This is a genomic window from Streptomyces sp. NPDC107546 (genome assembly GCF_055639175.1).
In genome coordinates, this window is the sequence record NZ_JBVKBA010000012.1 from 122045 (window position 1) to 147250 (window position 25206).

Here is a 25206-nt window from a genome sequence, read left to right on the forward strand (position 1 = left end):
GTTCTGATCCGTTTTCCCGTGCCGATCCCCGTCCGGGGGACCCGTTCGGGCGAACGATGGCAAGGGCGATCGGTCACCTCGCACGCTAAGCAGGCGGCACCCGTGAGCCCGGACAGCGAACGGCCCCGGACCCCCGTTTCTCACTCGAACGGGTGGCCAGGGGCCGTTGCCGATCATCCGGGAGGACGAACCCCACATCGACGGGTCACAGCTTGGTCCAAGCCTCCGTGAGGCTGGCGCGCAGGATCTGCTCGATCTCGTCGAAGGTCTCCTGGTTCGAGATCAGCGGCGGGGCGAGCTGGACGACCGGGTCGCCGCGGTCGTCGGCGCGGCAGTACAGGCCGTTGTCGAACAGCGCCTTGGACAGGAAGCCGTACAGGACGCGCTCGGTCTCCTCCTCGTCGAAGGACTCCTTGGTCGCCTTGTCCTTGACGAGCTCGATGCCGTAGAAGAAGCCGTTGCCGCGGACGTCGCCGACGATCGGCAGGTCGTGCAGCTTCTGCAGCGTGGACAGGAACGCGGCCTCGTTGTCCAGCACGTGCTGGTTCAGGCCCTCGCGCTCGAACAGGTCGAGGTTGGCCAGGCCCACCGCTGCGGAGACCGGGTGGCCGCCGAAGGTGTAGCCGTGCAGGAAGGTGTTGTCGCCCTTGTAGAAGGGCTCGGCGAGGCGGTCGGAGACGATGCACGCGCCGATCGGGGAGTAGCCCGAGGTCATGCCCTTGGCACAGGTGATCATGTCCGGGACGTAGCCGAACTTGTCGCACGCGAACATCGTGCCGAGGCGGCCGAAGGCGCAGATGACCTCGTCCGAGACCAGCAGTACGTCGTACTGGTCGCAGATCTCGCGCACCCGCTGGAAGTAGCCGGGCGGCGGCGGGAAGCAACCGCCGGCGTTCTGCACCGGCTCCAGGAAGACCGCGGCGACCGTGTCCGGGCCCTCGAAGAGGATCTGCTGCTCGATCTGGTCGGCGGCCCAGCGGCCGAATGCCTCCGGGTCGTCGCCGAAGATCGGGGCCCGGTAGATGTTGGTGTTGGGGACCTTGTGCGCGCCCGGCACCAGGGGCTCGAAGGGGGCCTTCAGGGCCGGCAGGCCGGTGATGGACAGGGCGCCCTGCGGGGTGCCGTGGTAGGCGACCGCGCGGGATATGACCTTGTGCTTGGTGGGCTTGCCGACCAGCTTGAAGTACTGCTTGGCGAGCTTCCAGGCGGTCTCCACCGCCTCGCCGCCGCCCGTGGTGAAGAAGACCTTGTTCAGGTCGCCCGGGGCGTGGTCGGCGAGCCGCTCCGCGAGCTCGACGGCCTTGGGGTGGGCGTAGGACCACACCGGGAAGAACGCCAGTTCCTGGGCCTGCTTGAACGCCGTCTCCGCCAGCTCCGTGCGGCCGTGGCCCGCCTGGACCACGAAGAGACCGGCGAGACCGTCGAGGTAGCGCTTGCCCTTGTCGTCGTAGATATAGGTGCCCTCGCCCCGGACGATGGTGGGGACGGGAGCGTTCTCGTACGAGGACATGCGGGTGAAGTGCATCCACAGGTGGTCGTACGCGGTCTTGCTGAGGTCCTTGGTACTCACGGCTATCGGGTTCCCCACATGTAGGTCTGCTTCTTCAGCTTGAGGTAGACGAAGCTCTCGGTGGAGCGCACTCCGGGGACGGCCCGGATGCGTTTGTTGATGACTTCCAGCAGGTGGTCGTCGTCCTCACAGACGATCTCCACCAGGAGGTCGAAGGAGCCCGCGGTCATCACGACGTACTCGCATTCGTCCATCGCGGCCAGCGCGTCGGCCGCGGACTCCACGTCGCCCTCGACGTTCACCCCGACCATCGCCTGCCGGCGGAAGCCCACGGTGAGCGGGTCCGTGACGGCGACGATCTGCATCACGCCCTGGTCGAGCAGCTTCTGGACGCGCTGGCGTACCGCCGCCTCCGACAGGCCGACGGCCTTGCCGATCGCGGCGTACGGCCGCCGGCCGTCCTCCTGGAGCTGTTCGACGATGGCGAGGGAGACGGCGTCCAGTTGGGGTGTGCCGTTCTTGGACTCGCGGGAGTCCCTCTGGTCTGCGCTTCGACTGGCCACGACCTCACTGTGCACGACGTATCGACAGTTCCGCAAGGCGTGATCGATGAAATTCGTTGTTTCTGTGATCCCAGTCTGCGGATTTCGCAGTACTGGCGCAATGAAGGGTGTTGAAAACGTCGGCCTACGGACTAGGGTGGGTGTCTCAGCGATTGGACACCCGAACTTGGAGGGCCCGCAGTGAGCACCGAGCTGCGTCGTCTGCGCAACTACATCGACGGCGAATACCGTGACGCCGCCGACGGACGGACCACTCAGGTGGTCAACCCCGCGACCGGTGAGGCGTACGCGACCGCCCCGCTGTCCGGGCAGGCGGACGTCGACGCCGCGATGGCGGCCGCCGCGGCGGCCTTCCCCGGCTGGCGCGACACCACGCCCGCCGAGCGGCAGAAGGCCCTGCTGAAGATCGCTGACGCGTTCGAGGAGCGCGCTGAGGAACTGATCGCGGCCGAGGTCGAGAACACGGGCAAGCCGATCGGGCTGACCCGGTCGGAGGAGATCCCGCCGATGATCGACCAGATCCGCTTCTTCGCGGGCGCGGCCCGGATGCTCGAGGGCCGCTCGGCCGGCGAGTACATGGAGGGGATGACCTCGATCATCCGCCGCGAGCCGGTCGGCGTCTGTGCGCAGGTCGCGCCGTGGAACTACCCGATGATGATGGCCGTGTGGAAGTTCGCCCCGGCGATCGCGGCGGGCAACACCGTCGTGCTGAAGCCGTCGGACACCACCCCGGCGTCCACGGTCCTCATCGCCGACATCATCGGCTCGATCCTGCCCAAGGGCGTCTTCAACGTCATCTGCGGCGACCGCGAGACCGGCCGCATGATGGTGGAGCACCCGACCCCGGCGATGGCCTCCATCACCGGCTCCGTCCGCGCCGGCATGTCCGTCGCCGAGTCCGCCTCCAAGGACCTCAAGCGCGTCCACCTGGAGCTGGGCGGCAAGGCACCGGTCGTCGTCTTCGAGGACACCGACATCGCCAAGGCCGTCGAGGACATCTCGGTGGCGGGCTTCTTCAACGCCGGCCAGGACTGCACGGCCGCCACCCGTGTCCTCGTCCACGAGTCGATCCACGACGAGTTCGTGGCCGCGCTCGCCAAGGCCGCCTCCGAGACGAAGACGGGGCAGCCGGACGACGAGGACGTGCTCTACGGCCCGCTGAACAACCCGAACCAGCTCAAGCAGGTCACCGGCTTCATCGAGCGACTGCCCGCCCACGCCAAGGTCGAGGCCGGCGGCCACCCGGTCGGCGAGAAGGGCTACTTCTACGCCCCGACCGTCGTCTCGGGCCTCAAGCAGGACGACGAGATCATCCAGAACGAGGTCTTCGGCCCGGTCATCACCGTGCAGTCGTTCTCCGACGAGGAGCAGGCCGTCCAGTACGCGAACGGCGTCGACTACGCCCTCGCCTCCTCGGTGTGGACCAAGGACCACGCCCGCGCGATGCGCATGTCCAAGGCCCTCGACTTCGGCTGTGTGTGGATCAACACGCACATCCCGCTGGTCGCGGAGATGCCGCACGGCGGCTTCAAGAAGTCCGGCTACGGCAAGGACCTGTCGGCGTACGGCTTCGACGACTACACGCGCATCAAGCACGTGATGACGTCGCTCGACGCGTAGTCGACGTCGCTCGACGCGTGGCCCTCGGGGCCGGCGCGAGCAACGCGGCCCCGGGCGGGAGTCGTTCCGCCCGGGGCCGTGGTGTGCCCGGGGCGCGCGCAGTGGGCGGCGGTCCGTCGCCCGACATCCCGGCCCGAGCCGAACGTCAGCGGTTGAACGCGGGGAACCCGAACCGCTGCGCGACAGCCGCGCCGTCGCCCTTGGCATCGGTGGCGTCGACGGAGTAGACGAGGGTCCGGGACAGATCGCGGGTGGCGGCGATCACCGTGGCGTAGCCGGGGCGGGAGCCCGTCTTGCCCCAGATGACCCTGCCGTTCAGCTCGAACCGCTCCAGCGCCGCCCCGTACCGCGCCCCGGGCACGTCGGGCAGTGTGAACATCTCCTTCAGCTGCGGCTCGGGCACGACCCGGCCGCGGAACAGCGCCACCAGCAGCCGTTCCAGGTCGGCGGTCGTCGAGATCATGTCGCCGGCCGCCCACCGGTCGGACATGTTCCAGTCGGTCACGTCGACCAGCCTGCCGTCGATCCAGTCGTATCCGCGGTTGTGCGGACCGTGGACGCGCGGATCGGACCCCTTCGGGAACGAGGTGTCCCGCATGCCGAGCGGCCGGAAGATCCGCACGGCCGCCTGGTGCGCGTACGAGTCGCCGGTGATCTTCTCGATCAGCATGCCGAGGACGGTGTAGTGGATGTTGGCGTAGTCCTGCTGCGTGCCGGGCGCGGACTCCGGGCCCTTGGCGACCGAGGCCGCGACCACCTGACGTGGCGTCAGCGTCTCGAAGCGGTGCGCGTATCCCTCCTCGACCGTCTCCCCGAGGGACGCTCCCGGCTGCAGTCCGCTCGTGTAGTTGAGCAACTGCCGTACGGTGACGGGCTCGAAGTCCTTGGTCAGCAGCCCGGGCAGATACTGCTGCACGGTGCCGTCCAGGCTGATCCGCCCCTCGGCGGCGAGCTGCAGCACGATCGCCGCGGTCACCACCTTGGTCACCGAACCGGCCCGGAAGCGGGCGTCCTCCAACGCCGGCGCCCCCGTCCGGACGTCGCGCACCCCTGCGACGCCGCGCCAACTGCCCTGGCCACCCACGCGGATGAGCGCGGCGGTGGCGTCGTGGTCGGGCAGCCCGGCGATCGCGGCGCGCAGGGCCTCGGTGTCGGGTCCCCCGGTCGCGGACGGCGGAGTCGTCCGTGCCGCGGTCGACGGGGCCGCGGAGTGCGCGGAGGCGACTCCCGCCAGGGGGAGGGCGGTCAGGCTCAGGGTGAGGGCGGTGGCGAGGGCGACGGCGGTCGGACGTAACTGCATGGGATGCTCCCTGATCGAGGCGATGTCGGTGATCATCCTGCGGACCGTTCCTGCGGTGGGGGATCGTCTCGAAGGAGGGTGCGGCCCCGGGCATGGGACCGAGGGTCGCCCCTAGGGGACGGCGCCGGCCCGGCACGGGAGCGGGTGGTCCGTGTCGCACCCGAAAAACTGTTATCGCGGCCCCCGCCGCTCCGTCTCCCTCAGCGCCCCCAGATCCCGACGCACAGGAGCGAACCGCGTGAGGCACGGGCACGGCGACCGCGCCCGCCCCGACCGCCGGCCGCGACCGGTGATCCATCCCGGTTTCGACGGATATACGGCGTTCCGCCGTGAGCCGTCGTGGACCGTCCGCCCCGTGGATTTGGGCCGTGGCTGAGACTGTATGTCCGCAGGGCGGTGCGACGACCAGGGAGAGGACGCACGTGGACACCCGGCAGTGGCGTTCCACCATCGCGGCGGCGCAGGCCGGTGACCGGCGTGCGCTGGACGAGCTGGTCGCGGGCTGGCTGCCGCTCGTCTACAACATCGTCGGCCGCGCGCTCAACGGCCATGCCGACGTCGACGACGTCGTGCAGGAGACGATGCTGCGCGCCGTCGGCAACCTCGGCGCCCTGCGCGATCCGGACAGTTTCCGCTCCTGGCTGGTGGCCATCGCCATGCGGCAGATACGGGACCGGGCGCGCCGCCGGACGCCCGAGCCGCTGGCCGGGGACGCGGGGGACCGGGCCGCCGACTTCGCCGAACTCACCGTGCTGCGGCTGCAGCTGGAGGGCCAGCGGCGCGAGGTCGCGGAGGCGGTGCGCTGGCTCGACGACGAGGACCGGCAGCTGCTGTCGCTGTGGTGGCTGGAGGTCGCGGGCGAACTCACCCGCCGGGAGCTGGCCGCCGCCGTCGGCATCAGCCGCCAGCACGCCGCCGTCCGGGTGCAGCGGATGAAGGAGCGCCTTGAGGTGGCGCGCGGCATCGTACGGGCGCTGGAGGAACCCTGCCCCGAGCTGGCCGCCGTCACCGCCCGGTGGGACGGCCGGCCCGGCTCCCTGTGGCGCAAGCGACTGGCCCGGCACATCCGCGACTGCCCGGTCTGCGCCGGGGCCGAGAAGGCGGTCGTGCCCGCCGAACGGCTGCTCGCCGGGATCGCGCTCGTCCCCGTCCCGGCCGGTTTCGCCCTGTCGCTGGCGCTGGGCGGCAAGACGTCCGCGGCGGCCGTCTCCGTCGGCTGGTCCGCCAAGGTGCTCGGCGCGCTCACCAAGCCCGCCGTCGTCGTCACGGCGGGCGCGACGATCGTCGCGGGCGGCGCGTACGTCGTGACCCGAACGCCACAGGCACCCCCCGCCCGGGAGATCACGCCCACGGCGGCGAGCACGGCCCGCCCGCGCGCGCACACCCCGCCGCGCCTGCTGCCCTCCCCTTCGACGGCGAGCCCCTCACCCTCCACTACCACTACGGCGGAGCTGTACGGCACGGTCGTCGACTCCGTCGACAGCGCGCCCCCCGTGAACACCCCGCCCGGGGCGCTGCCGCACCGCCCCGAGTCCGGGATCACCAGCAGCGGCGGCCCGAAGGCCGTCCTGCAGCACCGCGGGGAAAGCGTCACGCTCAAGGGCCGGGGATACGTCCTCGTGCGCTGGCAGATCTCGCCGAAGAACCGGCCGGGCGCCCTCGTCATGCCGACCTGGACCGGTCTCGAGGGCAAGCTGTTCCACGTCGCGTCGGGCGGTGGCCGCCGCATGGACGACCCCCTGCCGGGCAGCCCCGGCGGATACGCCACCGGGATGGGCGGACCGGCCATCGGGTACGCCGTCCTGCCGGCCGGCACCCAGCAGATGTGGCAGAACGAGTACTTCTACCTGGACGGTTCCGTCACCCTCACCCAGAACGAACGGGGCTGCGACTACGGCCTGATCGTCTTCCCGTCCAGCTGGGACGAGGCCCACAAGGACGTCATGACCGGTCCCGCCCAGGGCGCGATCCGCTACGGACTGGTCCGCGACAACGGCAAGGACACCGCACCGGTGCCCCAGTACGCCACCCGCTCCCCGGCCGACCCGGCCACCGTCCCTCAGCGCTCGCGCGTGTAGGGCCTCTCGTTTGGATCAGGCCTAGCCGGCCGGCGCAGCGCATGCAGCGCGTCGATGCGGTTGGTGGTGATGGAGTCCACGCCTGCCTCGAGCAGGCGCCGCATGGAACGGCGGGTGTCCGGCGTCCACACGGACAGCAGATGGCCGCCCCGGTGCACGCGGGCCGCCAGGTCCTGGTCGACCAGGCCGAAGCGGTAGTTGAGCCAGCGCGGGCGCACCGCGTCGAGCAGCGCGGGCCGCGGCGGCGCGAGGGTCGTCCAGGTCAGGGCGATCTCCGCCGCGGGGTCGGCGGCACGCACCGCCAGCATGGTCTCGGCGCCCGCGCAGTAGTACACGCGCTCGGCGGCCCCGCAGTCCCGGACGATGCCGACGATCCGGCGTACGGCACGGGAGGAGGGGCCGCCCGGCAGGTCGATCATCACCCGGCTGCCGTCGGTCGCCGCAAGCGCGTCCGTCAGCGTCGGCACGCCGCCCGCTGTCAGGCCCCGCACCTCGTCCGAGGAGAGCGCCGCGAGCGGGCGGTCCTGCTCCCACAGACGCTTCAGCGTTCCGTCGTGCAGCAGCACGGGCACACCGTCCCGGGTGAGCCGTACGTCGATCTCCACCGCGTCCGCGCCACGGCGGAGCGCGGAACGCAGCGAGTCGATCGTGTTCTCACGGTGGCGGTAGGGGTCGCCGCGATGGGCCACGGCGGTCACGGTACGCATGGGGCTCATTGTGACGGTGCGGCGCCGCGCAACGGCCCGCCGGGGTGGTGGCCGGGCGACGGGCGGGCCGTCAGGGGGCGAGCCAGGCCGTGGTGTACGCGTCGATCTCGGCCGACAGCGCCGCCTTGGCGGCGTCGTCGAGGAACGACGCCTCGACCGCGTTCCCGGCGAGCGCGGCCAGACCCCGCTCGTCGAGGTCCAGGAGGCGCGCGGCGACCGCGTACTCGCTGTTGAGGTCGGTGCCGAACATCGGCGGGTCGTCGGAGTTGACGGTGACGAGGACCCCGGCGCGCACGAACTCCTTGATGGGGTGCTCGTCGAGCGAACGGACCGCGCGCGTGGCGATGTTGGAGGTCGGGCACACCTCCAGCGGGATGCGGTGCTCGGCGAGATGGGCCAGCAGCTTCGGGTCGCGGGCGGAACTGGTGCCGTGCCCGATGCGCTCTGCGCGCAGCTCGTTCAGCGCGTCCCAGACCGTCTCGGGCCCGGTCGTCTCGCCCGCGTGCGGAACGGAGCGCAGGCCCGCCGCTATGGCCCGGTCGAAGTAGGGCTTGAACTGCGGCCGCGGTACGCCGACCTCGGGACCGCCGAGCCCGAAGGAGACGAGCCCCTCGGGACGCAGCCGGTCGTCGGTGGCGAGCCGGACCGTCTCCTCGGCCGAGACGAGCCCCGCCTCGCCCGGGATGTCGAAGCACCAGCGCAGCATGGTCCCGAACTCGGCCTCCGCGGCCTTGCGGGCGTCCTCGATGGCGTCCATGAACGCGCGCTCGTCGATACCGCGGCGGGTGGACGAGTACGGGGTGATGGTGAGCTCCGCGTAGCGGACCTGCTGGCGGGCCATGTCACGGGCGACCTCGTACGTCAGCAGGCGGACGTCCTCGGGGGTCCGGATCAGGTCGACGACCGACAGGTACACCTCGATGAAGTGGGCGAAGTCCGTGAACGTGAAGTAGTCCGCCAGGGCCTCGGGGTCGGTGGGCACCTTGGAGTCGGGGTGGCGGGCGGCCAGTTCCGAGACGATGCGGGGGGAGGCGGAGCCGACGTGGTGCACGTGCAGTTCGGCCTTGGGCAGCCCGGCGATGAAGGCGTGCAGGTCGCGCGCGGCGGGAGCGTCGCGGTGGTCGGTCAAGGTTCCTCCCCGGGAACGGCGTCCCGGCGCCGGGCCAGCGCTCGGGCGGGACGCGGGTGATCGGCTGATCGGTGACGTGCGGGATCATCGTAGGGCGCGGGCCGCGTCGGGGAGACGCGGCCGTAGCATGACGGAACATTCGACAGAGGGGGACCCACGCATGTCCGACGACGCCCAGCGCCCGGGAACACCTCAGGACGCGGCTCCGGACGGGTGGGCCTTCCCGGGCCACGGGGCGGACGGGGCGGCGGGCGGACGTGCGCCGGGCGCCCCGGACGGTGGGGACGGCCCGATACCGGGTGCTCCCGCCGACCGGCCCTCCGGAGTGCGGCTCGACAAGCCCGCCGCCGACCCGTGGGCGCCCCCCGCCGACCCCCAGGGCACCGTGGCCTCCGGCGGCGGCAGCCCCTCCGTGCACGACCGGCCCACGGCCGTTCCGCCCCAGGGTCCCGCCCTGCCGAGCACCCCGCCCCAGGGGCCCTGGGCCGGCCCGTACGCCGCTCCGGGCCCCGTCAGGGCCACCCCGTACGCCGCTCCGGGCCCCGGCATCGCAGCCCCCCGCACCCCCTTCGCTCCTTCGCCCGCCGTCCAGGGCGGGGCCGTGCCGCCGCCCCCCATCGGGCCCGAGGGGCCGGGGCAGGTGCCGTACGGCTATCCCCAGTACCCCGGACATCCCGGGTACGGTGCGTCCTACGACTCCCAGGGCGCCGGCCACGGCTGGCCCGGTATGCCCCTCCCGCCGAGCAACGGCATGGGGATCGCCTCGCTCGTGCTCGGCGTCATCTCCCTCGTCCTGTTCTGCCTCTGGCCGGTGGCCATGATCGGCGGCGTGCTCGCCGTGATCTTCGGCATCGTCGCCCGCCGCAAGGTGCACCGGGGCGAGGCGACGAACGGGGGCATGGCCCTGGCCGGCCTGATCTGCGGAGCGGTCGGCTTCGTCCTGAGCACCGTCCTGCTCATCGTCCTCCTCGCCATCCCGGACGACAGCGGCGACGCCCCGTGGACGGGCACCGACGACGGCTACTCGACCTCACTGGTGACGGGCGCCGCCGGCTGATCCACCGCAGGCCCCCTGACCTGCGGCCAACCGCCCCCGCGCCTTCATCAGCGCGAACCCCAGCAGGTTCGGCCCCCGCCACCGCCCCGGATCCGCCGCCCGCTCGTCGTCCGCCGCGAGCCCGATGCCCCACACCCGGTCCAGCGGGCTCGCCTCGACGAGCACGCACTCCCCGGTGCCCAACAGAAAGCCCCGCAGCTCCTCGTGCGCGGCGAACTTGTGGACGCTGCCCTCGACCACGATGCCGAACCGCTCGCGCTCCCATATCGCCTCGTCGAAGCCGCGCACCAGCCGCCCCGCCTTCTTCGCGAGCGCGGGCTCCGGCGACTGAAGCACCTTCCGCTCCGCCTCCGCGTCGTCGAAGAGCCGCGCCTTCGACGCCATCATCCAGTGCTCCGCCGTCGCGTACTCCACGCCGTCCACGGTGAACGGCGACGGCCACCACTGGCTGAGGCAGCTCGCCCCGATCTGCCCGTCCCCGCGCGGCCGGTGCCCCCAGAAGTGGAGGTACTTGATCCTCGCCCCCGTGCGGACCTCCCTGATCAGGGCGTCCCAAGAATCGATCTTCTGCATGCCGCCGAGTCTGGCACCCGCCACTGACATTCCGTCCTCCCTTTACGGGTCGCACTCGACACCTGGTCGACAGATTTCGTCGCGTAACCAAAAGGCAACAACGGAATCACTTGTTGGCCCTCCCTCCCTCTGTCAGGATCGGCACTCACATCGAGCCGAAGCCACGCCGGCCTCCGCAGCGCACGCGGGGTCGGCGGCGGAGGAGAGCGACATGCAGAACCCCGGCAACGCCGGCGACGCCGACACCCGCCTGACGACGCGGGACGACGTACGGGAACGTTTCGCGGACGGTGCGCAGTACATCGCCGGCCGGCCCGCCACCGGCACCTCGGGCCACACGCACTCGGTGGTCGACCCGTCGACCGGCACCGAGGTGTACACCTACGAACTGGCCGGCACCGACGACGTCGACCGCGCCGTGGCCGCCGCCCGCGCCGCCTTCCCCGAGTGGTCCACCGCGACCCCGGGCGAACGCTCCGACGCACTGCAGCGTTTCGCCGCCGTCCTCGCCGACCGCGCCGAGGACATCGCCCGCGTCGAGACGCTCCAGTGCGGCAAACCGCTCAAGCTCACGCGGGAGTTCGACGTGCCCGGCACGATCGACAACACCGCCTTCTTCGCCGGCGCCGCCCGCCACCTCCAGGGGCAGTCCGCCGGTGAGTACTCCGGCGACCACACCTCCTACGTCCGCCGCGAACCCATCGGCGTCATCGGCTCCATCGCGCCCTGGAACTACCCCCTCCAGATGGCCGCCTGGAAGATCCTCCCGGCGATCGCCGCGGGCAACACGATCGTCCTGAAACCGGCCGAGCTGACCCCGCTGACCTCCCTGCTCTTCGCACGGGCCGCCACGTACGCCGGCATCCCGGACGGTGTCATCAACATCGTGACCGGCACCGGCAAGGAGGCCGGCGAGCATCTCGTCGGTCACCCCGACGTGGCCATGACCTCCTTCACCGGTTCGACCCCGGTCGGCAGGCGCGTCGCCGAGATCGCCACCACGACCGTCAAGCGCCTCCACCTGGAACTCGGCGGCAAGGCCCCCTTCGTCGTGTTCGACGACGCGGACCTGGAGGCCGCTGTGCAGGGCGCGGTCGCGGGCGCCCTCATCAACACCGGCCAGGACTGCACGGCGGCCACGCGCGCGTACGTGCAGCGGCCCCTGTACGAGGAGTTCGTCGCCCGGACCGCCGCCCTCATGGAGACCGTTCGGCTCGGCGACCCGTTCGCCCCCGGCACCGACCTCGGTCCGCTGATCTCACACGTCCAGCGGGACCGCGTGGCCGGCTTCGTCGACCGGGCGCGTGCCTACGCGCGCGTGGTGACCGGTGGGGAGGCCCCCGAGGGCGACCTCAAGGGCGGCGCCTACTATCGGCCCACCCTGATCGCCGGCGCGCCCCAGGACAGTGAGATCGTCCAGTCCGAGATCTTCGGGCCCGTCCTGGTCGTCCTGACCTTCGACAGCGACGACGACGGCATCCGGCTCGCCAACGACACCCCCTACGGCCTCGCCGCCTCCGCCTGGACCCGGGACGTCTACCGGGCGAACCGCGCGACCCGCGAGATCAGGTCCGGCTGCGTATGGGTCAACGACCACATCCCGATCATCAGCGAGATGCCCCACGGAGGCTTCAGGGCGTCCGGCTTCGGCAAGGACATGTCCGCCTACTCCTTCGAGGAATACACCCAGATCAAGCACGTCATGTTCGACAACACGGCGGTGGCCCGCAAGGACTGGCACCGCACGATCTTCGGGGACCGCTAGTGCCTGTCGGGGCACTGGCAGACGGGCCGCCCGACCCGCGGCCGCACACCCTCCCGAAAGGGCACCACCTCCGAAAGGGCACCACGCGCATGGAGCAGTACGAGCCCGAACGCCTGACCCCGGCCCAAGTGGCCGCTGTGCGGCGCAGTTTCCGCAGCGGCCGGGCCGCCCTGACCCGCCGTTCGCTGCTGCGCGCCTCCGCGGGCGGCGTGCTCGCGGTGGGCGGACTGGGGGCGCTGAGCGCCTGCGGCATCCCGCCGGCCGGCAAGACACAGGGCGGCACGTCCACCCAGGACTTCTCGGCGAAGGAGAAGGTCGTCGACTTCTCCAACTGGCCCGAGTACATCGACGCGGACGACAGCGGCAAGCACCACCCGACGCTCGACACGTTCGCCCGGCGGACCGGGATCAAGGTCAAGTACACCGAGGACATCAACGACAACAACGAGTTCTTCGGCAAGATCAAACCGCAGCTCGCCGCCGGCCAGGACACCGGCCGCGATCTCATCGTCCTCACCGACTGGCTGGCCGCCCGGCTGATCCGCCTCGGCTGGGTGCAGAAACTGGACCCGTCCAACCTGCCGCACGCCTTCGCCAACCTGTCGGCCCAGTTCCGCAGCCCCGACTGGGACCCCGGCCGTGCCTACTCCTACCCCTGGCAGGGCATCGACACGGTCATCGCGTTCAACAAGAAGGCCCTCGACGGCGTCGAGGTCAGGTCGGTGTCCGACCTGCTCGACAACCCCAAGCTCAAGGGCCGCGTGGGTTTCCTGTCGGAGATGCGCGACACCATCGGCATGACGCTGCTCGACATGGGCAAGGACCCCGCGAAGTTCACCGACGACGACTTCGACGCGGTGACAGCCCGCCTGCAGAAGGCCGTCGACAAGGGCCAGATCCGCCGCTTCACCGGCAACGACTACACGTCCGACCTCACCAAGGGCGACCTGGCCGCCTGCGTCGCCTGGGGCGGCGACGTCGTCCAGCTCAAGGCGGACAGCCCGGACGTCGACTACGTCATCCCGGACAGCGGCTACATGACGTCGACCGACAACCTGCTGATCCCCAACAAGGCGCGCCACAAGACCAACGCCGAGAGGCTCATCGACTTCTACTACGAGCCCGAGCAGGCCGCCGCGCTCGCCGCCTACATCAACTACGTGTCCCCCGTCGACGGCGTGAAGGACCACCTCGCGAAGATCGACAAGTCGGCGGCGAACAACCCGCTGATCATTCCCGACAAGGCCATGGCCGCCAAGTCCCACGCCTTCCGTTCGCTGACGCAGAAGGAAGAGACGGCCTACGAAGAGAAGTTCGCGAAGCTCACAGGGGCGTGACGACGATGACCACCACGACAGACACCGGCGCCGACGTCCGCCTGACGGGCATCGGCAAGACCTACGGCTCCTTCACCGCCGTGCACCCGCTCGACCTGACCGTTCCCCAGGGGTCTTTCTTCGCCCTGCTCGGCGCCTCCGGCTGCGGCAAGACCACCACCCTGCGCATGATCGCCGGCCTCGAGGAACCCACCAGCGGCGCCGTCCGCCTCGGCGACCAGGACGTCACGCACCTGCCGCCGTACAAGCGCCCGGTGAACACGGTCTTCCAGTCCTACGCCCTCTTCCCGCACCTGGACATCTTCGAGAACGTCGCCTTCGGCCTGCGCCGGCGCGGCATCAAGTCGGTGAAGAAGCAGGTGGAGGACATGCTGGAGCTGGTGCAGCTCGGCGAGCAGGCGCGCAAGAAGCCGCACCAGCTCTCCGGCGGGCAGCAGCAGCGCGTCGCCGTGGCCCGCGCGCTGATCAACCACCCCAAGGTGCTCCTCCTGGACGAGCCGCTCGGCGCCCTCGACCTCAAGCTGCGCCGCCAGATGCAACTGGAGCTCAAGCGGATCCAGACCGAGGTCGGCATCACCTTCATCCATGTCACGCACGACCAGGAGGAGGCCATGACGATGGCCGACACGGTCGCCGTGATGAACGCGGGCCGGGTCGAGCAACTCGGCTCGCCCACCGACCTGTACGAGAACCCGCGGACGACCTTCGTCGCCAACTTCCTCGGCACCTCCAACCTGATCGAGGCCGAGGTCGACTCCAAGAACGGCGAGGAGATCGTCCTCAAGGCGGGCGGCGGCAAGCTCACCCTCCCCGAGGCGCGCTGCTCCGCACCGACGGCGAGCGGCGGAAAGGTGCTGGTGGGCGTCCGCCCGGAGAAGATCTCCCTCACCCACGCCGATGACGCGGGCGAGGTCCCCGAGGGCCGCAACCGCATCACCGGCCGGATCGCCGACGCGAGTTTCATCGGCGTCTCCACCCAGTACGTCGTCGACAGCCCGGTCTGTCCGGAGTTCGCGGTCTACGCCCAGAACGTCGACCGCGACCCCCGTCTGGTGCCCGGCGCGGAGGTCGTCCTGCACTGGAGCCCGGCCCACACCTTCGGCCTGGACGCGGCTCAGTCCCCGCTTGCCGGGACAACGGGCGACGCCGGTGTCGAGACCGTGGAGCCGGAAGAGGGGGTGGCCGTCTGATGGCCGCCGTCACCGAGGCGCCCCCGCCCCTCGCGCCCACCGCCCCCCAGAGGCAGAAACCCCCGCGCAGACGGGGCCGCCTCACGCCGTACTGGCTGCTGCTGCCGGGCATCCTGTGGCTGCTGGTCTTCTTCGCCCTGCCGATGATCTACCAGGCGTCCACGTCGGTGCAGACCGGTTCGCTGGAGCAGGGCTACAAGGTCACCTGGCACTTCGCCACCTACTGGGACGCGATGTCCGCGTACTGGCCCCAGTTCGTGCGGTCGGTCCTCTACGCGGCCGCCGCGACGCTGCTGTGTCTGCTCCTCGGCTACCCGCTCGCGTACCTGATCGCCTTCCGCGCGGGCCGCTGGCGGAACCTGATCATGATCCTGGTGATCGCGCCGTTCTTCACCAGCTTCCTGATCCGTACGCTCGCCTGGAAGACGATCCTCGCGGACGGCGGCCCGGTAGTCGGCGCCCTCAACACCCTGCATGTCCTGGACGTCACCAACTGGCTCGGCTGGACCTCCGGCGACCGCGTGCTCGCCACCCCGCTCGCGGTGGTGTGCGGACTGACGTACAACTTCCTGCCGTTCATGATCCTGCCGCTGTACACCTCGCTGGAGCGCATCGACCCGCGCCTGCACGAGGCGGCGGGTGACCTGTACGCCCAGCCCTTCACCACCTTCCGCAAGGTCACCTTCCCGCTGTCGATGCCAGGTGTGGTCTCCGGCACCCTGCTGACCTTCATCCCGGCGGCCGGCGACTACGTGAACGCCGATCTGCTCGGCTCCACGGACACCCGCATGGTGGGCAACGTCATCCAGACACAGTTCCTGACCGTCCTCGACTATCCGAAGGCCGCCGCCCTCTCGTTCATCCTGATGGCCGCGATCCTCGTCATGGTCACGGTCTACATCCGCAGGTCCGGCACGGAGGATCTGGTTTAAAAAATGACCTTCGTCAACTGGCTCAAGCGCCGTCTCGTCGTCCTCGCCGGACTGCTGACGCTCGGATATCTCCTGCTTCCGAACGTCGTCGTCACGGTGTTCTCCTTCAACAAGCCGACGGGCCGCTTCAATTACGAGTGGCAGCAGTTCTCCATGGACGCGTGGAAGGATCCGTGCGGTGTCGCCGGAATGTGCGGCTCGCTGGCGGTCAGCCTCCAGATCGCCGTGTGGGCGACGCTCGGCGCCACGGTCCTCGGCACAATGATCGCCTTCGCGCTGGTCCGCTACCGCTTCCGCGCGCGCGGCGCGGTGAACTCGCTGATCTTCCTGCCGATGGCGATGCCCGAGGTCGTCATGGCGGCCTCGCTGCTCACCCTGTTCCTCAACATGGGCGCTCAGCTCGGCTTCTGGACCATCCTGATCGCGCACATCATGTTCTGCCTCAGCTTCGTCGTCACCGCGGTCAAGGCGCGCGTGATGTCGATGGACCCGAGGCTGGAACAGGCGGCGCAGGATCTGTACGCGGGCCCGGCTCAGACGTTCCTGAGGGTCACGCTCCCCATCGCCGCCCCCGGGATCGCCGCCGGCGCGCTGCTCGCCTTCGCGCTGTCCTTCGACGATTTCATCATCACCAATTTCAACGCGGGCTCCACCGTCACCTTCCCCATGTTCGTGTGGGGTTCGGCGCAGCGCGGAACGCCCGTCCAGATCAATGTCATCGGCACGACGATGTTCGTCGTCGCCGTCCTGTTCGTGCTGGCGTCCATGGCCGTCGGCAACCGCAGAAAGCGCCAGAAGGCGTAGTCCTCCGTTCCTTGGAATTCCGTAGGGAGTTGACATCATGGCCCCGAGCGCCATGACCCGTTGGACGAAATCCCTCTCCGAAGCCCGGCCGGTCCCGTACTGGCTGGACGACCCCACAAGGCCGCGACCCGAGCCCGCGCTCACCGGCGCCGACACCTGCGACCTGCTGGTCGTGGGCGGCGGCTACAGCGGACTGTGGACCGCGCTGATCGCCAAGGAGCGCGACCCCGGGCGGGACGTGGTGCTGGTGGAGGGCCGTGAGGTGGGCTGGGCCGCCTCCGGCCGCAACGGAGGGTTCTGCGCCGCCTCCCTCACCCACGGCCTGGCCAACGGGCTTGCCCGCTGGCCGGAGGAGATCCACAAGCTGCGGGAACTGGGCGCCCGCAACCTCGACGAGATCGAGAAGGCGGTCGCCCGCCACGCGCTGGACTGCGACTTCGAGCGCACCGGCGAGATCGACGTGGCGACGGAGACGTACCAGGCGTGGGAACTGGAGGACTGGTACGAGGAGATGGAACGCCGGGGCCTCGCCGACGGCGTCGAGTACCTGGACTCGGACGCGGTGCGGGAACAGGTCGATTCGCCTACCTTCCTGGCGGGCCTGTACGACCGCCGGGGCGTGGCCCTGGTGCACCCGGCGAAGCTCGTCTGGGGCCTCAAGCGGGCCTGCCTGCGGCTCGGCGTCCGCATCCACGAGCACACGCCCGCCCTCACCCTGAGGCCGTACGGCGCCGGCATGGCCGTCCGCACCCCGTACGGCGAGGTGCGTGCGCGGCGCGTCGCGCTCGGCACGAACGTCTTCCCGAACCTGGTGCGGCGCGTCCGCTCGTACACGATCCCGGTCTACGACTACGCGCTGATGACCGAGCCGCTCACCGCCGACCAGCTGGCCTCGGTCGGCTGGAAGAACCGCCAGGGCCTCGGGGACTCGGCGAACCAGTTCCACTACTTCCGGCTCTCGGCCGACAACCGTGTCCTGTGGGGCGGCTACGACGCGATCTACCCGTACGGCGGCCGGGTGCGCGCCGAGTACGACGACCGCCCGGAGACGTACGCCAAGCTCGCCGGGCACTTCTTCACCTGCTTCCCGCAGTTGGAGGGCGCCCGCTTCACCCACGCGTGGGGCGGGGCGATCGACACCTGCTCGCGCTTCTCGGCGTTCTTCGGCACCGCCCACCAGGGGAGGGTGGCGTACGCGGCCGGGTACACAGGCCTCGGCGTCGGCGCGACCCGTTTCGGCGCGGAGGTGATGCTGGACCTGCTGGCGGGGGAGCGAACGGAGCGGACGGAACTCCAGATGGTCCGCAGGAAGCCACTGCCGTTCCCGCCGGAGCCGTTCGCCTGGACGGGCATCGCGCTGACGAAGTGGTCGCTGGCGCGGGCGGACGCGCACGCGGGGCGGCGCAACCTGTGGCTGAGGACCATGGACAGACTGGGCCTGGGCTTCGACAGCTGAGGGCCTGCCGCCGACCGCTACGGCCGGTGGCCCCGGCCGAGGAAGACCGCGAGGCCGGTCAGCAGCACGGCGCACAGGCACCAACCGGCCACGACGTCCAGAGGCCAGTGATAGCCGTGGCGGACCAGGCCGAAGGCCACGCCGAGGTTGAGGGCGAGGCAGGCGAGGAGCACGCCGCGGCGGGCGTACGACGTGCGCAGCCAGGGCCACAGGACGAGGGCCGCCGCACCGTAGGCGACGGCGGCGGTGGCCGTGTGGCCGGAGGGAAAGAAGCCGGTGGCCGGGCCCATCCCGGGTGGGCCCGGCCGGGCGACGAGGTCCTTGAGCGGGACGACGACCACCGGGACGACGGCCATCAGGACGGCCGCGGCGACGGACGGCAGCCACCACCGCCGCCTGCCGGCGCGCCGGGCACGCCAGGCGACGCACACGAGCACCACGGCGAGGACCGGCACGGCGACGGAGATGTTCCCCAGGTCGGCGAGCACCCCGGAGACCCGGTCGGGACGGACCAGGTCCCCGCTCAGCCGCCGGTCCGCCCGCGCGAGCGGCCCCTGAGCGACGACCTGCCAGGTGAGGAGGAGGAAGAGGAGGACGGCGGTGGCCAGGACACAGGCCGGCCACCTGCGCCGAGGTGTGGGTTCTCGGGACGTCGACACGCCGAACAGCTTCGCAGGGCCGGCCGGCCCGCCGTGATCGGGTGCCGCCCGGTGCCCGTGCCGGCCGTTAGGGTGAGCAGCACGCGAGCCGTGGAGGGGCAGGAATGGCCGATGCGCCGATCGACCTGATTCGCCTGGAGGGCGGGGGCAGCAGCGTCGTGGTCCGGATCACCGGTCGGGAGCCGCGGAAGGGCGCGGCCGCGACCGGTGCGCTGGCCGGGGAGTTCTTGGTCGACACGCCGTTCGGACGGGGCGGTGTCGCGGCCCGGCTCCTGCCCGAGGACCTGCGGCAGTGGCAGCAGGCCCTGGACGCGCTGGACGCCGGGCAGGACATCGCGTGGCGCGAGGGCGCACCGGGCCCCCGGCTGTTCGTCGAACGCGATGAGGACGGCGAACGGTGCCGCGTCACCGTCGAGGACGCCTCGGCGCCCGGGACGTCGGTGACCGTGACGGTCCCCCTGAAGGACGAGTGGTTCGACGACGCGTACCGACGTCTGGACCTCGCCTGGGAGACCTGGCCCCTGAACGAGTGAGGCGGGACGCGGGACGGCCGCCCCGGAACAGGGGGGGTGGTTCCGAGGCGGCCGTAGTGATCGGGTTGCCGCCCGCCCCGGGGGGTTTGGGGCGTGCGGCTGTCCGATCATGAGGAGATCCGGAGCCGAAGGCTCCATGTGTGCGCGAGGGCACGACCAGGTCGAAGCTGGGGAGGCCCCGGCCCGGTGCCGCCCACAGTCCCCTGTGAGCGGGTGTATCTCTCATCTGGGTAGAACCTACGGCAGGGAAAACCGCTCCGACAGACGCAATCGCGTCCCGCCATCCACCTCGCACACCTTCTTCACACCCTCTGACGTTGGTGGTCAGATGCGCGCGAACGCCTGCTCGATGATGTCCAGCCCCTCGTTCAGCAGGTCCTGGCCGATCACCAGCGGCGGCAGGAAGCGCAGCACGTTGCCGTAGGTGCCACAGGTCAGGACCAGCAGGCCCTCCTGGTGGCAGGCCTTGGCGAGCGCCGAGGTCGCCTCCGGGTTCGGCTCCTTCGTCGTACGGTCCTTCACCAGTTCGATCGCGATCATCGCGCCGCGGCCGCGCACGTCGCCGATCACGTCGAACTTCTCGGCCATCGCCGTCAGGCGGGCCTTCATGGTCTCCTCGATCTCCTTCGCCCGGGCGTTGAGGTCGAGCTCCTTCATCGTCTCGATCGCGCCGAGCGCGCCCGCGCAGGCGACCGGGTTGCCGCCGTAGGTGCCGCCCAGACCGCCCGCGTGCGCGGCGTCCATGATCTCGGCGCGGCCGGTGACGGCCGCGAGCGGGAGACCGCCCGCGATGCCCTTGGCGGTGGTGATCAGGTCCGGGACGATGCCCTCGTCCTCGCACGCGAACCACTGGCCGGTGCGGCAGAAGCCCGACTGGATCTCGTCGGCGACGAAGACGATGCCGTTGTCCGTGGCGAACTTCCGCAGCGCGGGCAGGAAGCCCTTCGCCGGCTCGATGAAGCCGCCCTCACCGAGCACCGGCTCGATGATGATCGCGGCCACGTTGTCCGCGCCGACCTGCTTGGTGATCTGGTCGATGGCCTGGGCGGCGGCCTCGGGGCCGCAGTTCTCCGGGCCGGTCGGCCAGCGGTAGGCGTACGCCATCGGCATCCGGTAGACCTCGGGCGCGAACGGCCCGAAACCGTGCTTGTACGGCATGTTCTTCGCCGTCAGCGCCATCGTGAGGTTCGTGCGGCCGTGGTAGCCGTGGTCGAAGACGACGACCGCCTGGCGCTTGGTGTACGCGCGGGCGATCTTGACCGCGTTCTCGACGGCCTCGGCGCCCGAGTTGAACAGCGCCGACTTCTTGGCGTGGTCACCCGGCGTCAGCTCGGCCAGCGCCTCGGCGACGGCCACATAGCCCTCGTACGGCGTGACCATGAAACAGGTGTGCGTGAAGTCCTGCAGCTGCGCGGAGGCCCGGCGGACGACGGCCTCGGCGGAGGCGCCCACGGACGTCACGGCGATACCGGAACCGAAGTCGATCAGCCGGTTGCCGTCGACGTCCTCGATGATCCCGCCGCCCGCGCGCGTGGTGAAGACCGGCAGCACGGAGCCCACGCCCTGCGCGACCGCGGCGGTGCGACGGGCCTGCAGCTCGAGCGACTTCGGGCCGGGGATGGCGGTGACGACGCGGCGCTCCTGCGGAAGTGCGGTCATGGGGGCTCCCTGATGATCTTGCGTTCGGCATGTCGACGGTCGTGTCGACGAAGGTGTTTTTCGGACGCTTGCCTTCTTTTCTCGCAGGCTAGGACGGGTCGCGGAGGGTGGGCATGCTCCATGTGGGCGCCTTGCGCGCGCCCGCTTGTCCGCCGTGGACATAGCGGTGGACGCCACGGAAGGGGACGCCTCACCGGACACCCGGTCGCGTATGCGGTGAACTCCCCTTGCGAGGACGTTAGATTGACTCGCTGATGGTGGACGGAGCGGCTGGTCAGGGGGCGACGGCGATGGACAGCGACGGAACGCAGGACGCACGGAGCACACGGGCTCATCCCGTGCCGCGTCCGGCGGGGCCGCCCCCGGTGCCGCCCCGCCCGGCGCACGCCCCCGGGCTGCCGCCGCGGCCGGACGGCTCGGCGTTCCTGGCCTGGCTGCGGGCGCCACGGCCGCCCGCGCTGCCCGGCGTGTGGCGCTTCGGGCACCGGCCACGGCCCGAGCAGCAACCGGAGCGCACCCCGACACGGCAGCTGCTCAGCGGAGCGCTGATCGCCTTCCTGGTCGGCTGGCTGATCTGGTCGCTGCTGTGGAACGGCTACCTCGGCGGCTGGTGGGTGGTACCGCTGGAGCTGTTCACCCCCGACTCCTGGCGGCACAGCGACGACCGCGTCGGCAACGCCGTCCTCTGGTACGGCTACTACACGGTGATCGCACTCGCCATCATGCTCACGGTCGGCAAGCTCGGCCGCTGGGGCGAGGTCTGGCGCCGCTTCGGACCGCCCGCCTGGCGCGCCGCAGCCCCCGTGGCCGAGAAGCCCCCCGCGCCCGAGGACGACCCCGCCCGGTTCAACGAGCTCCGCGTCGCCGGGGCGCACGAGGCCGCCGACCGGCTCGCCGCCGACGCGCACGCCGGGCTGATGCGCGACGTCGACCACGCCCGCATCAGCCGCGCCTGGCAGGGCGTGCTCAGCGGGCGGCACGACCTGACCACGTTCACAAGTGCGGTGCTCAAGGACGGCGCCGCCGCCTGCCCCCACCCCTCCGGGGAGCGAGACCTGCCCGCCCGGCTCGCCCGCCACGACCTGTTCACCGGCCAGGTCCGGCTCGGCACCACCGTCGACGACCCCCGCAACCCCTATGCCTACCGCGGCAGCGGACTCGCCCTCGGCCCCGACCTGCTCGCCACCTCCGTGGTCGCCGTGGGGCCCGCCGGGTCCGGCAAGACCAGCTCGCTGGTGTGGCCGCTCGCCGAGTCGCTGTGCCTGCACGCGCTCACCGGGCAGGCCGCCGTCGTCGTGGTCGGCGCGGCCGGCGCCGGGCTCGGACCGGCGGACGCCTACGACGTCGTCGTACGTGTCGGACACCCCGAATCCGTCTACGACCTGGACCTGTACGGCGGGACCACCGACCCGGACGAGGCGGCGTCCGTGCTCGCCGAGGCGCTCGTCGGCGACCTCGTCGACCCGCACCCCGGCGGGGACAGCCGCCGCTCCGCCACCGTCCTCGCCCAGCTCCTCGGGCCCTACCGGGCCGTCCACGGCCGCTTCCCGTCGGTACCTGAGCTGCGCCAGCTCCTCGACGGCACGCCCGGGCCGCTCGCCGCCCTGCGCAAGGCCCTGCAGGACACCGGACAGGACGCCCTGCTGCGGGAACTGGACGCCCGGGAGCGGCAGTCCCGGCACCCCGGCGATGTCGGTGGCCTCCTCGCCGACCGGGTCGCGCTGCTCGACCGGCCCGCCTTCGCACAGTTCTTCGACACTTCCGGGCAGACCCGGCCGTTCTCGCTGCGTGCCCTCGACCACCCGGTGCGGGTCCGCATCGATCTGCCCGAGCGTGGTCACGCCGACGCCTCGCGGATCCTCGCGCGACTGGTGCTCGCCCAGTTCACGGCCAGTGTCGCCGCCCGGGAGGACCGGTCGCTGTTCGCCTGCCTGCTCCTCGACGACGCGAGCGGGGTCGTCACGCCCGAGGCCGTCCGCGGCATTCAGCGGCTCAGGTCCGCGAACGCCGGTGTCGTCCTCACCCTGCGCACCCTTGACGACGTGCCCCGGCCGCTGCGCGGGCCCCTGCTCGGCGCCACCGGCTGCCGGATGGCGCTGTCCGGCCTCACCCCCTGGGACGGCCAGGACTTCGCCGAGGTGTGGGGCAAGGAGTGGACCGAGACCCGGGACGTCACCGACCGGCAGATCATCGCCGAGACCCCTGCGGGCAAGGCCCTGCACATGCTGCGCCGTGTGATCACCGGCCACGCGCCGACCGCGCGCGCGGTGACCGTCCGCCAGGTCGAGCGCGAGCGGTGGTCCGCGTCCGAACTGGCGCACGCCGTGCCGCCGGGGCACGCGGTGCTCTCCCTGACGAATGTGAAGGGCGAGCACGCCCCGCCGCTGCTGGTGGATCTACGGAACTGACGGGCATCAGGGCACGCGCCGACCGTACGGTGAGGCAGAATCGGCATAGGTCGTTCATACGCGGCGGCCAAAGGATCACGACGATCACGCGATGATCGCAACGATCACAGAGATCACACAGGACCCGAAGGCCCCATGCCCCTCACCCTCGCCTCGCTCGTCCACCACTCCGCGCTCAAGCTGGCCGTGCGCGCGGGCGAGGATCGCCTGGACGTCCCCGTCCGCTGGGCACACGTCAGCGAACTCGCCGACCCCGTGCCCTATATGGAGGGCGGCGAACTGCTCCTGATCACCGCGCTGAAACTGGACGCGGAGGACCCGGAGGCCATGCGCCGCTATGTGAAGCGGCTGGTGGGCGCGGGCGTGGTCGGCCTCGGCTTCGCCGTCGGCGTCAACTACGACGAGGTCCCCAAGGCCCTCGTGGACGCGGCCCGCGAGGAGGGGCTCCCGCTGCTCGAGGTGCCGCGCCGCACCCCGTTCCTCGCCATCAGCAAGGCCGTCTCCGCCGCGATCGCCGCAGACCAGTACCGGGCCGTGACCGCAGGGTTCGCCGCGCAGCGCGAGCTGACCAGACAGGCCCTCAGCGACGGGCCTGAGGGACTGCTCGCCGCGCTCGCCGCCCAGGTCGACGGCTGGGCCGCCCTGTACGACGCCTCCGGCGCCGTCGTCGCCGCGGCGCCCGAGTGGGCGGGACGGCGCGCGGCACGGCTCACCGCCGACGTCGAGCGCCTGCGGGAGCGGCCCGCGCCGGCCACCTCCGTGGTCGGTGGGTCGAACGGAGAGGCGAACGGAGAGGACCGGGTCGAACTGCACTCCCTCGGCACCGGACGGCGCCCGCGCGCCGCGCTCGCCGTGGGCACGGCCGCCCCGCTGGGCACCGCCGAGCGGTACGCCGTGCACTCCGCCATCGCCCTGCTCACCCTCACCACCGAACGCTCCCGGTCCCTGCAGGCCGCCGAGCAGCGGATCGGCGCAGCCGTGCTGCGCATGCTGCTGGCCGGGCAGCCCGACCACGCCCGCGCCGTGGCCGGGGACCTGTACGGCGACCTCCTGGACGCGCCCTTCCGGGTGATCGTCGCCGAGTCGGCGTCCGCGTCGGCCGCCCGGGCGCACGCGGACGGGCACGCGCGCGTGGTGACCGCGCAGCCGACCGCCGCCGCGCTCGCTGCGGCCGACACGGACGGCGACCCCCTGGAGGGGCTCGTGGAGACCGTGGAGTCCGCCGCCGCCCGCTCCGGCGAGGCCGTGCTCGTCGTGCCCGAGGGGGAGGCCCGCCTCGTGATCCTCGCCGCCGACGGGGGCGCTGCCGTCGCCGCCTGCCAGGAGTACGCGCCGGCGGTCCAGGCGGCCCGGGCCGCCGCCCGCGAGCAGTCGGCCACCGACGAGGACGAACTGGTCGTCGGGATGTCGGCGCCGGCCGGGCCGATCGCCGCGGCCGCCGCCTACAAACAGGCCGAACAGGCGCTCTCGGTGGCCCGGCGGCGCGGCCGGGCGCTGGTCGAGCACGAGGAACTGGCGACCGGATCGGTGTTGCCGCTGCTCCAGGACGACGCCGTGCGCGCCTTCGCGGACGGACTGCTGCGCGCCCTGCGCGAACACGACGCGACGGGCCGCGGCGACCTGGTCGCCTCGCTGCGGGCCTGGCTGTCCCGCCACGGCCAGTGGGACGCGGCGGCGGCCGACCTCGGCGTCCACCGCCATACGCTGCGCTACCGGATGCGCCGGGTCGAGGAGATCCTGGGCCGCTCCCTGGACGACCCGGACGTCCGGATGGAACTGTGGCTCGCGCTCAAGGCCACGGCAGCGGCGGGGGAGTGACGCCGACGCCTCTGTACATGGCGTCCAAGCCCGGCCGGGCAGTCTTACTGCCCGGACAAACGACCCGTCGCCGCCCCGGCCCTACCGTGGAGCACGCAACCCCAAGCA

General features: G+C 71.4%; 19 protein-coding genes and 1 pseudogene. 12 read left to right on the top strand and 8 right to left on the bottom strand.

Annotated elements, in window-relative coordinates:
- Window positions 1-205: 205 nt before the first annotated feature.
- On the bottom strand, window positions 206-1588 hold the full coding sequence (locus ACZ7L1_RS19685; RefSeq protein WP_471438702.1) for an aspartate aminotransferase family protein: 1383 nt from the start codon (window positions 1586-1588) through the stop codon (window positions 206-208).
- A complete protein-coding gene (locus tag ACZ7L1_RS19690) occupies window positions 1573-2088 on the bottom strand; it encodes an Lrp/AsnC family transcriptional regulator (protein WP_200422641.1) in 516 nt (171 codons plus the stop codon). The genes ACZ7L1_RS19685 and ACZ7L1_RS19690 overlap by 16 nt, the downstream gene beginning before the upstream one ends.
- 165 nt (window positions 2089-2253) lie before the next feature.
- Between ACZ7L1_RS19690 and ACZ7L1_RS19695 the strand changes: the two genes are divergently transcribed.
- Entirely contained in the window at window positions 2254-3693 is a 1440-nt protein-coding gene (locus tag ACZ7L1_RS19695; protein ID WP_471438704.1) for a gamma-aminobutyraldehyde dehydrogenase, read from the top strand.
- A gap of 145 nt (window positions 3694-3838) precedes the next feature.
- On the opposite strand, the gene ACZ7L1_RS19700 is transcribed toward ACZ7L1_RS19695, so the two are convergent.
- The gene (locus ACZ7L1_RS19700) at window positions 3839-4993 is read right to left on the bottom strand and encodes a serine hydrolase domain-containing protein (RefSeq protein ID WP_471438706.1); all 1155 of its coding nucleotides are present in this window, start codon (window positions 4991-4993) and stop codon (window positions 3839-3841) included.
- Window positions 4994-5415: 422 nt separating this feature from the next.
- Between ACZ7L1_RS19700 and ACZ7L1_RS19705 the strand changes: the two genes are divergently transcribed.
- Entirely contained in the window at window positions 5416-7071 is a 1656-nt protein-coding gene (locus ACZ7L1_RS19705; RefSeq protein ID WP_471438708.1) for an RNA polymerase sigma factor, read from the top strand.
- Here the strand turns inward: ACZ7L1_RS19705 and ACZ7L1_RS19710 are convergent.
- Together ACZ7L1_RS19710 and ACZ7L1_RS19715 are read right to left on the bottom strand one after the other, a co-directional pair.
- Window positions 7053-7778 carry a glycerophosphodiester phosphodiesterase gene (locus ACZ7L1_RS19710; RefSeq protein ID WP_471438710.1) on the bottom strand — a complete coding sequence of 242 codons (726 nt, stop codon included), beginning with the start codon at window positions 7776-7778 and terminating at the stop codon, window positions 7053-7055. The two genes, ACZ7L1_RS19705 and ACZ7L1_RS19710, sit on opposite strands and share 19 nt — an antisense overlap.
- A 70-nt stretch (window positions 7779-7848) precedes the next feature.
- Window positions 7849-9053 (bottom strand): annotated as a pseudogene (locus ACZ7L1_RS19715) (adenosine deaminase).
- 14 nt (window positions 9054-9067) lie between these two features.
- On the opposite strand from ACZ7L1_RS19715, the gene ACZ7L1_RS19720 reads away from it, so the two are divergent.
- The gene (locus tag ACZ7L1_RS19720) at window positions 9068-9964 is read left to right on the top strand and encodes a DUF4190 domain-containing protein (protein WP_471438712.1); all 897 of its coding nucleotides are present in this window, start codon (window positions 9068-9070) and stop codon (window positions 9962-9964) included.
- On the opposite strand, the gene ACZ7L1_RS19725 is transcribed toward ACZ7L1_RS19720, so the two are convergent.
- Window positions 9938-10567 (bottom strand): NADAR family protein, encoded by a 630-nt coding sequence (locus tag ACZ7L1_RS19725; protein ID WP_471438714.1) that lies wholly within the window; start codon window positions 10565-10567, stop codon window positions 9938-9940. The genes ACZ7L1_RS19720 and ACZ7L1_RS19725 overlap by 27 nt on opposite strands.
- Before the next feature lie 181 nt (window positions 10568-10748).
- Here ACZ7L1_RS19725 and ACZ7L1_RS19730 point away from each other — a divergent pair, with 181 nt between their 5' ends.
- The 6 genes from ACZ7L1_RS19730 to ACZ7L1_RS19755 all read left to right on the top strand — a co-directional run bounded on the left by ACZ7L1_RS19730 (window position 10749) and on the right by ACZ7L1_RS19755 (window position 18021).
- Window positions 10749-12302 (top strand): gamma-aminobutyraldehyde dehydrogenase, encoded by a 1554-nt coding sequence (locus ACZ7L1_RS19730; protein WP_471438715.1) that lies wholly within the window; start codon window positions 10749-10751, stop codon window positions 12300-12302.
- 89 nt (window positions 12303-12391) lie between these two features.
- Window positions 12392-13639: a polyamine ABC transporter substrate-binding protein gene (locus ACZ7L1_RS19735; RefSeq protein WP_471438717.1), complete on the top strand. Its 1248-nt coding sequence runs from the start codon at window positions 12392-12394 to the stop codon at window positions 13637-13639.
- Window positions 13636-14829 carry an ABC transporter ATP-binding protein gene (locus tag ACZ7L1_RS19740; RefSeq protein WP_471438719.1) on the top strand — a complete coding sequence of 398 codons (1194 nt, stop codon included), beginning with the start codon at window positions 13636-13638 and terminating at the stop codon, window positions 14827-14829. Before ACZ7L1_RS19735 ends, ACZ7L1_RS19740 begins: the two co-directional genes overlap by 4 nt.
- A complete protein-coding gene (locus tag ACZ7L1_RS19745; protein WP_471438720.1) occupies window positions 14829-15761 on the top strand; it encodes an ABC transporter permease in 933 nt (310 codons plus the stop codon). The genes ACZ7L1_RS19740 and ACZ7L1_RS19745 overlap by 1 nt, the downstream gene beginning before the upstream one ends.
- Before the next feature lie 3 nt (window positions 15762-15764).
- Window positions 15765-16565, top strand: coding sequence for an ABC transporter permease (locus ACZ7L1_RS19750; RefSeq protein ID WP_471438722.1), 801 nt, complete (start codon window positions 15765-15767; stop codon window positions 16563-16565).
- Window positions 16566-16602: 37 nt separating this feature from the next.
- The gene (locus ACZ7L1_RS19755) at window positions 16603-18021 is read left to right on the top strand and encodes an NAD(P)/FAD-dependent oxidoreductase (RefSeq protein WP_471438724.1); all 1419 of its coding nucleotides are present in this window, start codon (window positions 16603-16605) and stop codon (window positions 18019-18021) included.
- Between the two features lie 17 nt (window positions 18022-18038).
- Here ACZ7L1_RS19755 and ACZ7L1_RS19760 read toward each other — a convergent pair whose 3' ends face one another.
- Window positions 18039-18680 (bottom strand): phosphatase PAP2 family protein, encoded by a 642-nt coding sequence (locus ACZ7L1_RS19760; protein ID WP_471438725.1) that lies wholly within the window; start codon window positions 18678-18680, stop codon window positions 18039-18041.
- A gap of 104 nt (window positions 18681-18784) precedes the next feature.
- On the opposite strand from ACZ7L1_RS19760, the gene ACZ7L1_RS19765 reads away from it, so the two are divergent.
- Entirely contained in the window at window positions 18785-19213 is a 429-nt protein-coding gene (locus ACZ7L1_RS19765; protein ID WP_471438727.1) for a DUF5959 family protein, read from the top strand.
- A gap of 324 nt (window positions 19214-19537) precedes the next feature.
- On the opposite strand, the gene gabT is transcribed toward ACZ7L1_RS19765, so the two are convergent.
- Window positions 19538-20872 (bottom strand): 4-aminobutyrate--2-oxoglutarate transaminase, encoded by a 1335-nt coding sequence (gene gabT, locus ACZ7L1_RS19770; RefSeq protein WP_200422656.1) that lies wholly within the window; start codon window positions 20870-20872, stop codon window positions 19538-19540.
- Between the two features lie 290 nt (window positions 20873-21162).
- On the opposite strand from gabT, the gene ACZ7L1_RS19775 reads away from it, so the two are divergent.
- Together ACZ7L1_RS19775 and ACZ7L1_RS19780 are read left to right on the top strand one after the other, a co-directional pair.
- The gene (locus ACZ7L1_RS19775) at window positions 21163-23280 is read left to right on the top strand and encodes a type IV secretory system conjugative DNA transfer family protein (protein ID WP_471438729.1); all 2118 of its coding nucleotides are present in this window, start codon (window positions 21163-21165) and stop codon (window positions 23278-23280) included.
- Between the two features lie 135 nt (window positions 23281-23415).
- Window positions 23416-25098, top strand: a complete 1683-nt coding sequence (locus ACZ7L1_RS19780) for a PucR family transcriptional regulator (RefSeq protein WP_471438731.1) — start codon at window positions 23416-23418, stop codon at window positions 25096-25098.
- The last annotated feature ends 108 nt before the right edge of the window (window positions 25099-25206 follow it).